The following is a 13,750-nucleotide window of genomic DNA, read 5'->3' on the forward strand; positions in this document are numbered from 1 at the left end:
CGGCCTGAGCTCATCCCTCGGCTACGTAGACACCTTTACCGGGATGTCCCTCAACCAACCCGCGGTCCTTGAGGATGGTCATGACCCGGTTGATGGTGGAAATGTGCACGGCGTGCTGCTCGGCAAGCTCCCGTGTGGACGGTAGCTTCTCGCCCGGCGCAAGTTCTCCGGACTTGATCTTTCCGGCGATCTCGTTCGCTATGCGCCGGTAGTCCACTCTCTCGGTCGGCATCAGTCGACCTCGACGGGTCGCAGTTGGCTCAGCACGGTGGGGTCGGTGATCCGGTCGTCGGCGGCCAGCATGATCGCCTTGGACAGGATCGTGGACAGCATGGGGTCGTCGTCGAACGGCAGGTGCAGACGCCCGGTTTGTGCGCGCGCGGCGACGATGCACAGGTACGCGTCGTCGGGCTCCATCATGACGTTGCCCGACCCGAGGTGGATCCGGTACGCGCGCAGGGTCCCTCGGACCCGCAGATACCGGTCCGTGAGGTCCACCCGGTCGGCGATGGCCATCCGGGGCAGCAGCCGCGCGAGCGCGTCCCGGCGTACCTGCGCCGACGGGGTCAGCTCCGCGACCGCCGTGCGCTGCCAGTAGGCGGAGAACCGTTCGTCGCCGCGATCGGCCCACTGCGGGTCGGTGGCGATCGAGGTGACGCCGACGAACAGGTCCACGTCGCGCATGGCCTCGCTGAACACCAGCGGTGGCACGTCGATGACCGGCGCGGGCAGCCAGGTCGTCCCGTCGTGTCGGGCGAAGCGCACCTGGTCGGTGGAGCAGTACTCGACGTCGTAGTGGTGTGGATCCGGGTTGTCGACCAGCGCGTGGTGGAAGGACGCCCGCCACGCCCCGCCGCCGAAGACCTTCGTGGCCTCGCTGTCGTACCCGCCGTCCCAGGTGCCGAGGTAGCCGGCCTGCCAGCCACGGGCGCGCAGCAGGGCGTTGGCCTGCCGGTAGCGCAGGATGTGCCCGGCGAACCGGTTGGAGTAGGTGTGCGTCTTCTCCTCGGCCGGCGTGCGCGGGTAGACCTCCCGGAAGACCTGCTTGAACGGCTGCGTCAGGCTGGCGGCGACCAGGTGCCCACGCCACGCCAGCACCTCGGCAGTGCTCGCGCGGACGGGATGCCACAGCCGGACCGACCCGTGCGTGAGGGACCGGCCGTCCCGGTCGACGATCGTCCACCCGTCGCCGTCCCGTCGGGGCAGGCCGGCCGTCCAGCGCTGGCCGTCGGTGCTGGTCTCCCACAGCAGGCGCCGCCCGTAGGTCGCCGTGACCGGGTGGTCGAGGAAGCGCGACGACCAGTCCGGGTACGACCAGGTGCGCTCCTCCGACAGCAGCCCCTCCACCCGCTGGCGCTCGCTGACCAGGGTCGCGCCGATCCGCTTGACGACGTCCCGCAGGTGCGTGAGCTCGTCGCCGTGCGCCTGCTTGACCTGGGCCGGGACGCCCTTGAGCGCGACGCCGTCGCGGGCGAAGACCAGGCGTGCCCGGTCGCCCACGATCTCGACCGTCGCCTCGTACGGGCCGACCGGTGTGCGCAGGCACCCGTCGGGCCCGAGCCCGTGGTCGTCGACGGTCAGCTCCATGACCTCGCTGAGCGTCCACCCGCGTCGCGCGCCGAGCTGGGTCAGCGCGGCCTGGACCCGGCTCCGCACGGCCTTGTTGCGCACCGTCACGGCCAGCCGGGCCAGCGTGCGCAGCGGCACGTCGCCGTCGCGGTCGGTCAGCAGTCGTACCGCCGCGATCGCCGTGCGCGGGGCGTACGGGAACCCGGCGGCCTGGCGCGGCGCTGCCGCCGCGCTGGCGGTGACCCGCGCCAGCAGGTCCGTCGCTCCTTCGTCGCGCTCGCGCGACAGCGCCCAGACCAGCCCGCGCAGGAGGCGGTCCGAGTCGTCGTGGACGGTCCGGCCGTGGGCGGTGAACGCGTCGAGCAGCCGGCGTACGACCTGCCGGCCGCCGTGCGCGGCCGCGAGTAGTTCGTCGAGGCGGCGCAGCCACTTCGCGGTCGCCGCCGGTTTGTCCAGCGCGGCGCAGTGCTCCAGCAATTCCGGCACCCCCGGCGCGACGAGGTCGGCGCCCAGGTCGGCGCGTACGGCTGGCCCGAAGGTGTCCCCGCCGTGCAACAGCGACGACGGCAGGCGACTGCCGGTGGCCCGGTCGATGGCCCGCCCGAGCAGCGTCACGGCACGTCGGCGGGGCCCCGCCGCGATGAAGTAGTCGTCGACCAGCTCACTGACCAGGGCGGACAGCGCCGGCACCAGGTCGGCCAGCTCGGCGGCCGGCAGGCGCGGAGCGATCAGGGCGGGCAGCTCCAGGTCGGCGCCGTTGTCGAAGCCGGCGCCGCGAGCGAGGACGTCCAGGCACCACACCAGGTCCGCCCGCGTGAACGGGACGTCCTCGGCGGCGAGGCTGCGTACGACGTCGTTCAGCGCGGTGGGGATCGAGCCGCTCGCCGACTCCCGGTGCACGGCCAGGGCGGCGCGGCGACGCTCCTCGGCTGGCCACGACTCGACGGTGGCCCACTCCGGCACGCTTGTCACCGAGGAACCCCAGAAGTACGTGCTCGCGATCCTCAACACCGCCCGGATCCGTTCGTCGGCCTCGGCGACACCGGTCTCCACCTGTCGCCGGTCCGCATCGCTCAGGTGGGGCAGCAGCGCCGTCCAGTCGCCCATGTCAGCCACCCACCAACGCGACGAGCCGGACGAACGCCACGTCCGGGTCGGTACGCAGGTCGATCTCCTCGTCGAGGTCCTCGATCTGGCGGTCGCCGACCAACAGCAGGAAACCGTTACGGGCGAACGCCGCGCAGGCGCGATCCGCCTGCGCCACCCAGTCGAGTCGCCTGCCCGGGGTGACCCGGTAGCCGTTCAGCGTCGCCTCCGTGTCGGTCGGCTGGACCAGGCCCCGGAAGTGCCGCGGCTGCTGGGCGTTGAACCGCGCCACCTCCTCGCGCACCCGCAGCCGGACCAGTTCCCGCGCCGAGATGCGCTCCGGCAGGCCCGCCAACGGCCAGCTCTCGATGGCTCTGCCGGTCGCTGTCTCATCCCGAACGATCACCGTGACCATGCCCTGTGCTCCCTGCTCTGAGATGAGCGGCAGCATGGCACGACCCTCCGACGAGAAGCGGCGCAGGCGCTGTTCTGCCGAGCGCACCCGCCGGCGGCTGTCGTCAGCGGCGGGTCGGCCGTGTGTCCTCGATGACGAGGGTGGCCAGTAGGGCGGGGTGGTCGGTCGCCCCGCCCATGCCCACCGACCGGGTGCAGCAGAGCACGATGTCGGTGCTCGTCAGGATGTGCTGCACCGCGCCGTCGCCGACGCGCAGGTAACCGGGCGGCGTGCAGGACCGTACGTCGGGGTCGTCGCCGAGGCGGAGGTTGAGGTCGCCGCTGAGCACGGTGGGCGCGTACCCGGTGCTCCGACGAATGGCGGGCAGGATCTCGTCGAGCAGGTGGCCGCACTGGGTGAGCGCGACGGCGCGGCTGGTCGCCGCCAGGTGGGTGGTGCAGGCGTTGAGGGCGCCGCCGACGTGGACGCAGAGCCAGGGTCGTTCCTCGGGGTCCGCGACGTCCTGTGCGGGGTGGATTCCACTGTGCACGGCGTACCGGCTGTCGGCTGCCGGCAGCCGGGTCAGCAACCCGATGCCGTACGCCTGGCCGTTGCGGCATCGGGTGTCGGCGCCGCTGGGGCGGTCGCCGGCGGCCTGGAAGGCGGACACGACCGCCGCGCCGCGGTGGGTGGCCGCGAACACCGCCTCCAGGGTGGGCACGTCGTCCCGGCAGATCTCGTTGAGGGTGACCAGGGCTGGTCGTTCGGCCCTGATCACCTCGGCGGCCCTGGTCAACGCCCGCCCGGTCCAGCAGCCGGCGCGACCGCTGTTGCACAGGTTCATCTGCAGCACCCGGACCATCGTGGGCGCGGGAGCCCCGGCCACCGGCGATTGGGCCGGCACCCCGGCGACGGCGATGAGGCAGCCGGCGGCGAGCGCTCGGCGGATCGCGCGATACGGGCCGGCGCCACGGCGGCCGAGGAGCGCGCCTCGGATTCGGGTGGTGTCGCCGGGCGGATCTGTCGACATGCGGGCTCCGGCAGGGCAGGCGACAGTCTTCGCCGAGGTGCCCGTGATCCTACTGCCGGCCGTCGCGCGGCAGGGCCGAGGCGTTGTTCAGCTTCGAGAGCCTGGCGGCGTACGAGCGGTACCGCGCACGGTTCGGCGACGACCCGGAGTTCGTCGCGGCCGACGCCATCCGCGACGAGTCGGGCTGTGTGGTGCGCTACGAGCGGACGTTCATGCGCCCGCTCCTGCCGGAGGACGACCTGGCCGTGCCGCGCTGACACGGGCCGTGCGGGGAGGGTGGACCCCGCACGACCCGTGCCGGTTCAGCGGTGCGGCCTGGGCGCGATACGCGGCAGGACGTACGGCGGGCCGGCGAAGATCAGGTCTGACTTCAGCTCCTGGTACGCCCGCTTGGGCTGGTAGTTCTCGTCGTAGATGGTGGCCAGACCCTCGGGCGGGTCGTTGAACCAGTCCGGCACCCACGAGTACTTGTCACTGAAACCCCAGACGGTGTACGACAGGCAGGTGCGCACCGCGAGGCACGCCTTCATCAGCACGCTGAAGTTGGCCGCCGACGCCTGCAACCGGGGGTTGATCTCGGCGGAGTTGCCGGCCCGGACCGCCTCGGTCATCTCGCTGCGGACGTCGACCTCGGTGAACGCGGTGGCCAGGCCGAGCGCGGCGAACCGCTTCAGGGCGGCGGTCACCTGCAGGGTGTCGAAGTTGCCGTACTGGGTGCCCAGGTGGCCCTGCGAGCCGACGCCGTCGATCGGGACGCCCCGCGCGCGCAGCCCCTTGGCCATGTCGTAGACGAACTGCGTCTTGTCGTCGGCCGGGTTGCCCGAGCCGAACGCCTCGATGTTGTAGTCGTTGTAGAACAGCAGCGCCGTGGGATCGGCGGCGCGGGCCCAGCGGAACGCGTCGGCGATGTAGTCGGGGCCGAGGTTCTGCGCCCAGAAGCCCTTGTAGTGCAACGTCGACGGGGTGTCCCAGGGGTCGCTGACCGCCTCGTTGACCACGTCCCACTGCCAGATCCTGCCCTTGTAGCGGTTGACGACCGTGGTGATGTGCTTGCGCAGCAGCTCACGCAGCTCCTGCTTGGAGATGCTGCCGTCGGCGACGCCGCTGGTCAGCCAGGCGGGCAGTTGGTTGTGCCAGACCAGCACGTGGCCGCGCACGGCCTGCCTGTTGCGCTTGGCGAACTCGACGAGCTGATCGGCGGCCGTCCAGTCGTAGGTGCCCCGGGTGGGCTCCAGGCTCTCCCACTTCATCGCGTTCTCGGCCGTGACCGAGGAGAACTCGGAGGCGGCCAGCCGGCGGTACTGCGGGTCGTTGGCGTCGTTGAGGGCTGTCGCGTTCACCGCGGTGCCGATCTTCAGGCCGTGACGTTGGCCGAGGGTCGCGAGGCTCTGCGTGGTCGGGTCGTACGGCCGGCTCGCGGTGGCCGGCATCGCGTTCAACGCCGCAGCGGTCGCGACGGCGACGAGGCCGGCGCTGATCCACCGTCTTGGCTTCATCTGCCTTCCTTTCGAGCATGATCGACAAACGTCGATCTTTGAAGGGAGGGTGCGGCCCGGGGATGAGTGGGCGGGGTGCGGTCTCGGGTTCGGTGGCGCTCTCCGAAGCACCGGAAACTCGTTCGAAACATTATGGCCGTCGATGGGCCTCGTCAACTCTGAAAACTTCCGGAAAAGAGTCGGGTGAGCTGCGCGACTGTGGAGAGTCATCGGATGAAAGTTTCGACGGGTGCGCGGTGTGGCCGGCCTGCCAACGGCAGTGGGGACGGCACCGACCGGGATGGGTCGGCGCCGTCCCCACCATGCGGGATCGGCAGCTGATCAGCCGCGCAGACGCGCCTCGATGGCCTCGATGACGCGCGGACGCAGCTCGGCGGCGCGGATGACGGCGTCCACCGAGCCCACCTCGACGGCGCGTTGGATGTTGTGCACCCGGTCGAACTCCGTGGCCACCTCGCCGAGCTTCTCCGCCCGCACCGACGTGCGCAGCTCGTCGAGCTCGGCGGCCAGCGCGGCGCGCTCGGTGCCGGCCGCCGCGGCGACGCGGGCCTCCAGGGCTCGCACCCGCTCGTCGGCGGCCGTACGGGCGTTGACGTCGGCGGAGAACACCACCGCCGCGGCGGGAGCGCCGCCGAGCACCGAGGCGAACGACCCCTCCAGCGCGAGCACCGTCATGCTCGGGTTCAACGCCTTCGAGAACACCACGAACGCGCCGCCGTGGTAGCGCGAGATCACGCAGAAGACGATCGGGCCCTGGAAGTTCACGATCGCCCGGCCGATCTCGGCGCCGTACTCCAGTTGCAGCTTGCGCATCGACTCCGGCGAGCCGTCGAAGCCGGACAGGTTCGCCAGCACGACCAGGGGCCGGTTGCCGCTGGCGGCGTTGATGGCCCGCGCGGCCTTCTTCGACGAGCGGGGGAACAACGTGCCCGCCGTGTAGGTGTCCGGGCCGTCGGTGGGCGGGAACCCGCGCCGCGGCACCGATCGGGACTCGATGCCGAGCAGGCACACCGGGATGCCGCCGAGGTGGGCGTCCTGCACGACCGCGGTGTCGGCGTCGGCCATGCCCGCCCACCGCTCCAGCACCGGGTGGTCCTGGTCGGCGAGGGCCCGCAGCACCGTCCGGATGTCGAACGGCTTCTTGCGGTCCGGGTTGGCCTCGGCGGAGAAGATCTCACCGACCGTGCGGAAGGGGCTGCCCGCCACGTCGTGCGCGAACGTGGAGACGTCGCGGTCCACCGGGTCGGTGGTGCTCGCCCGCCGCGGCGCGGCCTCGCCGGGCGCGACGTACGTGTGCTCGTAGTGGGCCATCAGCACGTCCCGCGCGGCGGTCAGGTTCGGCGCCCAGTACTGCGCCTGCCCGTTCGGCCCCATCACCCGGTCGTAGCCGCCGATGCCGAAGTTGTCCTCGGCGGACACCCCGCCGGAGAAGTCGAGCGACTGCTTGCCGGTGAGCACCATCGCCGAGTCCGGCGTCATCACCAGGACGCCCTTGGTGTGCATGAGCATCGTGGCCTCGGCGTTCCAGTACGGCTGCGCGCCGACGTTGATGCCCGCCACCACGATGTTGATCTCGCCACCGGCCTGGGTGAACTCGACGATCCGCTTGAGGGCGGCGGCCACCCAGTCCATGTTCTCCGTACCCGAGGTCATCGAGATCCGGGCGCCGGCGGACAGCGCCCACCACTCCAGCGGCACCCGCATCCGCTCCGCGAGGTCCAGCGCGGCGATCACCCGCCGGCACTCCGGCTCGGACAGGGCGCCCAACGACTTCGTCGGGTCGCCGAGCAGCACGACCCGGGTGACACCCTCCGGATGCAGCGTGGCCGGCGTGGTGACGACACCGGCGACGATCGCGGCGCGGTTGCGCCCCTTGGGCCGGTCCACCGGAATTAGCGCGTGCGCGTCGTCGAGGTCGTACTCGACGAAGTCACCGAGTCGGCTGGTCAACTCGTACGGGTACACCGTGTTGCGGCTGCTGGCCCGCAGCACCTTCAGCCGGTACTCGTCGAGCGGCTCGACCGGCTCGACCGGGGGCGTGCCGACGGTCAGCTCCGCGCCGCCCGCGGCGTCGAACGAGATCCGTACCGCGATCTTGGTCAGCTCGCCGGTGCGACGGTCGCGCTGCCGCGCGATGAACAGGATCTCCTCCAGCCCGGCGCCCACTGTCGTCGGGCGCACGCGCCCGGCGATCATCTCCATCTCCTCGCGGGTCAGCTCGCTCGGCGGCCAGACGTAGACGACGATCCGGTTGGTGGTGAAGCGCGTCTTCGACGGCCGCCGCGACTGGGCCCGGCGGATCGAGTCGAGGCAGGCCGCGATGGCGTCCTCGGTCGTCGGCAGCGCCACCAGCCGGCCGTCCTGCTCGCGCAGCTCGGTCAGGTCGCGCACCTGGGCGAACGCCACGAGACGCTCGTCCGCCGGGTTCTCCCGCGCCACGCACTGGAAGAGGTAGACCTCCTCGTCGGATGACGGCAGCCGGGTCAGGTCGAACTTGTGCAGCCGCTCCAGCTGCATCCGCTGCGCGATGTACGGGTGCAGACCGCGGATCAGCCGGTCCTCGACCATTCCGCCGTCCGACGGGCGGAAGGTGAAGTGGTGGTGCATGACCGCCCCGCCGCGACCCGCGACGGTGGCGGTGAGCCGGCGGACCTGCGCCGGAAGCGGATGTGCGGTGATCACCTGGAGCAGCGCGGCGGCCATCGCGTCGAAGTCCTCCGGCTGGTTCTCCCAGCCGAGGTAGATGTCGGCGTCGACGGAGTCCTCGTCGCCGGCCAGCTCGGCGAGCCCACGCAGCGCCCCGCCCAGCGCGTCGAAGCTTACCGCCGTGGAGACCACACTGGAGTCCGCGCGTTCGGCGACCACGAAGGCGCAGTCGGCGACCTCGCGGGTCCGCACCCGGGTGAGGGCCTTGTTGCCGTAGTAGCGGCGGGTGAGCACCTCCAGCATGATTGTGTTGTCCAGGTGGTCACGGACCAGGCGCTGGCCGAGCAGACGCACCAGCGGCTCGGTGCTGCGGACCATCTCGGCGATGCGCTCGGCGCGGTCGGGGGCGTCCGGGTGCGCGTCCAGGTGTCGCAGGTGCGCCCGGATCTGGGCGTAGACGCGGGCCCGGTTGCGGCGCAGCAGCGGCTGCGCGAACCAGGCGAACACCACGCCCCGGGCCAGGTCGGCGATGGCGGGGAAGCGGACCTGCGTCGCGGCGATCAGCCGCTCCAGCGCCAGACCGGCCGGCTCGCGCAGCGACTCGTCCGGCGGGGTCTCCCGCAGCCACTCGCGCAGCAGCGACGCCACGACTGTGGCGTCGGCGGACGCGCGCTGCTGGGCCAGGAAGATCCGGAACACGGCGGCTTCCAGGCCGGGGGAGCGCTCCAGGTCGGTGACGCCGTAGTGGCTCAGTGCCTTGGCGAGCCTGGCCTGGAAGGCGTCGGGCAGCCCGGCCCGCTCCACGTCGAGGCTCTGCAGGTAGGTGTGGAAGTACTCCCGGGCGCTGCGGACGTGGGCGCCGCCGTCCTCGCCGGTCGGCCGGTTCCGGCTCAGCTCGGCCAGGTCGGCGAACACGTCGACGAGGTCCACCTCGGCGGCCAGCGGTCGGTGCCCGTCCTCGGCGGCCAACCGTCGCACCACGAGGTAGTCGTCGAGCACCCGGCGGTCGTCGTGCGGGTCCACGTCGAAACCGAGCAGTAGGCCGCGCAGATCCTCCTGACCGCGCCGGCTGCGCTCGTACGCCCCCGCGTTGTCGTCGGCGGCGGGCAGGTCCAGCTCGACGCTGGCGACGCTCGGGCCGGCCGCGGTCTCGGTGGCCTCGTCGGCGAGCGGCTCCAGCCGCAGCAGCGGCGCGCCCGCCTCCACCTGGCTGCCCACCGAGACGGCGCACTCCTTGAGCCGGGCCTTGAACGGCGCGCGCAGCACCGTCTCCATCTTCATGGCCTCCAGCACCAGCACCGGCGCCCCCGCCTCGACCTCGGCGCCGACCTCCAGCGGAGTGGCGACGACAAGCGCGGGCATGGGGGAGCGCAGGACGCCGCCCTCGTCGCGGCTGACCCGGTGCGTCACACCGTCGACCTCGACGAGGTGGGTCGGCCCGTGCGTGCCGGTGAGCAGGCGGTACCGGATGCCGTTGACGACGATCTGGCCGGTGTGCCGGTCGAAGCGGTCCAGCTCGACGTCGGCGGTGCGCTCGGCGCCGCCCGCCTCGATGCCGACGCGGAACCGGTGCGCCCCGATCCGCGCCACCCGCATCCGGTAGGTGACCCCGCGCAGCTTGAGGTCCAGCGGCCGGCCGCTGGCGTGCTGCACCTGCGGGCGGCCACCGGCGGCGGTCGACAGCAGCCGCTGCCGCTCGGCGCGCTCCTCCTCCTCGTACGACTCGATGGCGGCGGCGGCCAGGGCGACCGCGGAGTGCCGGTGCGTCACGAGTCGGCCTTCGCCCCGGACCCGGTCGATCCAGCCGGTGTCGGCGCTGGCGTCGATGATCTCGGGCTGGTCGAGCAGGTCGAGCACGAAGCTCTTGTTAGTCGCGCCACCCTCGATGATCACCGTGGTGTTGGCCATCGCCCGGCGCAGCTTGCCGAGCGCCTCGTCGCGGTCACGCCCGTACGCGATGATCTTCGCGATCATCGAGTCGAAGTCGGCCGGGATGGTGTCGCCCTCGCTCACGCCGGTGTCCACCCGGATGCCCGGGCCGGCGGGCAGGTCCAGCCGCGCGATGCGCCCCGGTGACGGCGCGAAGTCCCGGTCGGGGTCCTCGGCGTTGAGCCGGGCCTCGATGGCGTGCCCCCGCTCGGCCGGCGGCTCGCCGACGAGCCGGCCGCCGGACGCGACGTGCAGCTGCGCCTTGACCAGGTCGAATCCGGTGGTCAGCTCGGTGATCGGGTGCTCGACCTGCAGGCGGGTGTTGACCTCCAGGAACGCGAACAGCCGGTCGCCGGGGTGGTAGAGGAACTCGACGGTCGCCGCGCCCCGGTAGCCGACCGCCACGGCGAGCCGCTCCGCCGAGGTCTTCAGCTCGGCCGCCTGGGACGCGTCGAGCACCGGCGAGGCCGACTCCTCGATGACCTTCTGGTTGCGCCGCTGCACCGAGCAGTCGCGCACGCCGAGCGCCCACGCGGTGCCCTGGCCGTCGGCGATCACCTGGACCTCGACGTGCCGGGCGCCGGTGACCAGACGCTCCAGGAACACGATGCCGCTGCCGAACGCCCGCGCCGCCTCCTGGCTGGTGCGCTCGTACGCGTCGGCGAGTTCGGTCTCGTTCGTGATCACGCGGATGCCGCGCCCGCCGCCGCCGGCCGTCGCCTTCAGCATGAGCGGGTAGCCGATCTCGGCCGCCGCCGCCCGGGCGGCGTCCAGGGTCTCGACGGCGCCGCGGCTCCACGGCGCGACCGGCACGCCGACCTCCTCGGCGAGCAGCTTCGCGCCGATCTTGTCGCCGAGCTGGCGCATGGCCTCCGGGCTCGGCCCGACGAACGTGACTCCGATCTTCTCGCACAGCTCCGCGAACGCCGGATCCTCGGCCACGAAGCCCCAACCGACCCACGCGGCGTCGGCGCCGGTCTCGGTCAGGGCGCGCTCCAGCGTCGCCAGGTTCAGGTACGGGCGGGCGGACGCCGGACCGAGGTCGTACGCGATGTCCGCCTCGCGCACGAAGGTGGCCGTGCGGTCGACGTCGGTGTGGAGGGCGACCGTCTCGATCCGGCTGCCCGTCTCCGCGGCCAGCTCTCGGACCGCGTGGATGAGCCGCATGGCGGCTTCACCACGGTTGACGATGGCGACACGGTTGAACACCCGACTGACCCCTTTGGTAGACCATGATGTGCGTGCCGGACGTCGACGGCTCCCGGCAGTGGTCACTTTTCCGGCTCCGGACGGACAGCGCCATGGCGCAACCGCCGAACCAACCGTCGCTGTGTTGTAGGAACCCAACAAAACTTTTTGGCTGTCGAGCCGCGGGCGTCGATCTCCGCCCGATCCTCGGCGTGAATGCCCAGACGTCACCTTCGGGGTGTTTGCCACCTTTTCTCCATAGCCGCCGGGACGGCTCGGCTGGCCCGCATACGCCGTACCGCCCAGTCGTAGCGTGGAGGGGTGAGTCACCGGGATGACGTGCGAGAGTTCCTGCAGAGTCGTCGCGCACGGGCCGGCACGGAGCACATCGACCAGCGGGCGCGTGAGTCGCTCTCTGCCCAACCCACCTGATCCGGACCGAGCCGAAGCGCTCAATTCGCGGCGACCCCGCCCTTACATGCCGGCCCCTCTGAACGAACGGATCATCATGCGCGTACTCGTCGTCGGTGGCAGCGGCCACATCGGTACCTTTCTCGTCCCCCGCCTCGTACGCGCCGGCCATGACGTGACCAGCATGAGCCGGGGAACCCGTAAGGCGTACTCCGACAGCCCCGAGTGGCAACAGGTCACGCAGGTCGTGGTCGACCGCGAGCAGCAGGACATCGATGGCACCTTCGGAGCCACCGTCCTGGCGCAGCACCCCGACGTCGTCATCGACCTGCTCAGCTTCACCATCGAGAGCACCACCGCCCTGGTCGAAACGATCCGCGGCCAGGTCGGCCACCTCGTGCACTGCGGATCGCTGTGGCGGTACGGCCCCAGCATCAAGCTGCCCATCAGCGAAGGCGAAGGCACCCCCGCCATCGACGAGTACGGCACCCAGAAGGAAATGATCGCCCAGTACCTCAAACGGGAAACCGCGAGCGGCGGCCTGGTGACGACCTCCGTGCACCCGGGTCACATCGTCGGACCCGGATGGCACCCGACGGGTGTGCTCGGCAACACCAACCCCGAGACCTGGGCGGACATCTCCGCCGGTCGCACTCTGCGCATCCCCGGCAGCGGCGCCGAATCGATGCATCACGTGCACGCCGACGACGTCGCGCAGGTGTTCGAGCTCGCGGCCACCCACCGTGACGCCGCGGCAGGCGAAGACTTCCACGCCGTTGCCGCACACGCACTGAACGTGCGCGGTTACGCCACCATCGCGGCCGGCTGGTTCGGACAGCAGGCGACACTCGAATCAATCACCTGGGATGAGTTCCGCAGCATCACGACGCCCGAGTTCGCCGAAGACAGCTGGGGCCACCTGCAGCGCAACCACGTGCTGTCCATCGAGAAATCCCGCACCCTCCTCGGCTACGCACCCGCCTGGGAACCGGAAGACGCGATCCTCGAGTCCGTGAGCTGGCTTATCGATCAGGGCGAACTGTCGGTGGAGAACCCGCTCATCGGCAAGCTGTAGAGACGTCATGAGTACCCGATCGCGCACCTGAACCCCGCCAACGACGCCGCAGATCTTTCCTAGGATGCTTTAGGGGGTGTGTGGCCCGCCACGCACACCGGCTGCGGGTCACACCGGTGACCTAACCGGCCCGACGGCCGCGCGTCGAGACGAAGTGGTACGACATGACGGCGAACGCGGGGTCGCCCGTCAGTCGACGGAAGGCGTTCAGCTGCTGGGGCGTCAGGCCGGCCGCCAGCAGGTCCGGCTTCAACTGACGGGAGTTCGTCTCGTAGAGCGACGTGCCTGTCGACCCGCCCGCCCAGCTTTGCGAGTGGGTGATGGTGTCGACGTCGGTGAGGCCGGCGAGCGTCATCTCGGTGTGCACGTCCTGCGCCCACCCCAGGTCGGCGCCGTGGTCCTGCAGCACACCCATCATGGTGTCCATCACCTGCGCGAACAGCTTCGCCGCGTCGTCGCTCGGCGCGTTCAGCACCCGCACCGGCGTGGTGCAGTCGAACTCCTCGACGACCAGCCAGCCGCCGGGCGCCAGCGCGCCGGCGAGGGTGCGCAGGACCCGTCGGCGCTCGGGCAGGTGCAGCAGCACCAGACGGGCGTGGATCAGGTCGAACGCGTCCCCGGGCGAGGGCTCGGTGCGCACGTCGTGCCGGCGTACGCTCAGGTTGCCCTCCGCCCGCAGGTGCGTGGGGTCGATGTCGGTGGCCAGCACGCGGCCGTCGGCGCCGACCGCGCGGGCGATCCGTCGGGCCATCGAGCCGCCACCGGCCCCGACCTCCCAGCAGGCCGACCCGAGGCGCAGGACCGGGCGGGCCAGGCGGCGCATCGTGATCGGGTCCAGGAAGGACTCCAGCGCCCGCATCTGCGGGACCGCGTCCGGTGCGCCGTTGTCGAAGGTGTACGCGGCATCGCCTGTGGGAGTCGCCATC

General features: G+C 71.5%; 9 protein-coding genes. 2 read left to right on the plus strand and 7 right to left on the minus strand.

Translation table 11 applies throughout. The features are described 5' to 3' along the window. Positions 1-10 precede the first annotated feature (10 nt). The 4 genes from ACFYPH_RS23430 to ACFYPH_RS23445 form a co-directional block, all read right to left on the minus strand. Entirely contained in the window at positions 11-232 is a 222-nt protein-coding gene (locus ACFYPH_RS23430) for a winged helix-turn-helix domain-containing protein (protein ID WP_355068636.1), read from the minus strand. Then, on the minus strand, positions 232-2,676 hold the full coding sequence (locus ACFYPH_RS23435) for a DUF4132 domain-containing protein (protein ID WP_387184888.1): 2,445 nt from the start codon (positions 2,674-2,676) through the stop codon (positions 232-234). The genes ACFYPH_RS23430 and ACFYPH_RS23435 overlap by 1 nt, the downstream gene beginning before the upstream one ends. Position 2,677: 1 nt before the next feature. Further along, on the minus strand, positions 2,678-3,070 hold the full coding sequence (locus ACFYPH_RS23440) for a hypothetical protein (RefSeq protein WP_354861919.1): 393 nt from the start codon (positions 3,068-3,070) through the stop codon (positions 2,678-2,680). Between the two features lie 103 nt (positions 3,071-3,173). Beyond that, positions 3,174-4,079, minus strand: a complete 906-nt coding sequence (locus ACFYPH_RS23445; RefSeq protein WP_387184545.1) for an endonuclease/exonuclease/phosphatase family protein — start codon at positions 4,077-4,079, stop codon at positions 3,174-3,176. A gap of 83 nt (positions 4,080-4,162) precedes the next feature. Here ACFYPH_RS23445 and ACFYPH_RS23450 point away from each other — a divergent pair, with 83 nt between their 5' ends. Then, entirely contained in the window at positions 4,163-4,336 is a 174-nt protein-coding gene (locus tag ACFYPH_RS23450; RefSeq protein WP_387184548.1) for an NIPSNAP family protein, read from the plus strand. A gap of 45 nt (positions 4,337-4,381) precedes the next feature. Here ACFYPH_RS23450 and ACFYPH_RS23455 read toward each other — a convergent pair whose 3' ends face one another. Both ACFYPH_RS23455 and ACFYPH_RS23460 read right to left on the minus strand, forming a co-directional pair. Then, positions 4,382-5,575, minus strand: a complete 1,194-nt coding sequence (locus ACFYPH_RS23455) for an endo-1,4-beta-xylanase (protein ID WP_355068629.1) — start codon at positions 5,573-5,575, stop codon at positions 4,382-4,384. Between the two features lie 321 nt (positions 5,576-5,896). Next, positions 5,897-11,359: a carboxyl transferase domain-containing protein gene (locus ACFYPH_RS23460; RefSeq protein ID WP_387184552.1), complete on the minus strand. Its 5,463-nt coding sequence runs from the start codon at positions 11,357-11,359 to the stop codon at positions 5,897-5,899. 487 nt (positions 11,360-11,846) lie between these two features. Here ACFYPH_RS23460 and ACFYPH_RS23465 point away from each other — a divergent pair, with 487 nt between their 5' ends. Then, positions 11,847-12,824 (plus strand): NAD-dependent epimerase/dehydratase family protein, encoded by a 978-nt coding sequence (locus tag ACFYPH_RS23465; protein WP_387184555.1) that lies wholly within the window; start codon positions 11,847-11,849, stop codon positions 12,822-12,824. Between the two features lie 121 nt (positions 12,825-12,945). On the opposite strand, the gene ACFYPH_RS23470 is transcribed toward ACFYPH_RS23465, so the two are convergent. Further along, positions 12,946-13,749 (minus strand): class I SAM-dependent methyltransferase, encoded by an 804-nt coding sequence (locus ACFYPH_RS23470; protein WP_387184558.1) that lies wholly within the window; start codon positions 13,747-13,749, stop codon positions 12,946-12,948. Position 13,750 lies beyond the last annotated feature (1 nt).

Source organism: Micromonospora sp. NPDC005252, assembly GCF_042872475.1.
Taxonomy (GTDB): Bacteria; Actinomycetota; Actinomycetes; order Mycobacteriales; family Micromonosporaceae; genus Micromonospora.

Bases quoted from the DNA above. Each gene is read 5' to 3' on its own strand.
- ACFYPH_RS23435 (WP_387184888.1), bottom strand. From the start codon at position 2,676: ATGGGCGACTGGACGGCGCTGCTGCCCCACCTGAGCGATGCGGACCGG.
- ACFYPH_RS23445 (WP_387184545.1), bottom strand. From the start codon at position 4,079: ATGTCGACAGATCCGCCCGGCGACACCACCCGAATCCGAGGCGCGCTC.
- ACFYPH_RS23455 (WP_355068629.1), bottom strand. From the start codon at position 5,575: ATGAAGCCAAGACGGTGGATCAGCGCCGGCCTCGTCGCCGTCGCGACC.
- ACFYPH_RS23430 (WP_355068636.1), bottom strand. From the start codon at position 232: ATGCCGACCGAGAGAGTGGACTACCGGCGCATAGCGAACGAGATCGCC.
- ACFYPH_RS23440 (WP_354861919.1), bottom strand. From the start codon at position 3,070: ATGGTCACGGTGATCGTTCGGGATGAGACAGCGACCGGCAGAGCCATC.
- ACFYPH_RS23465 (WP_387184555.1), top strand. From the start codon at position 11,847: ATGCGCGTACTCGTCGTCGGTGGCAGCGGCCACATCGGTACCTTTCTC.
- ACFYPH_RS23470 (WP_387184558.1), bottom strand. From the start codon at position 13,749: ATGGCGACTCCCACAGGCGATGCCGCGTACACCTTCGACAACGGCGCA.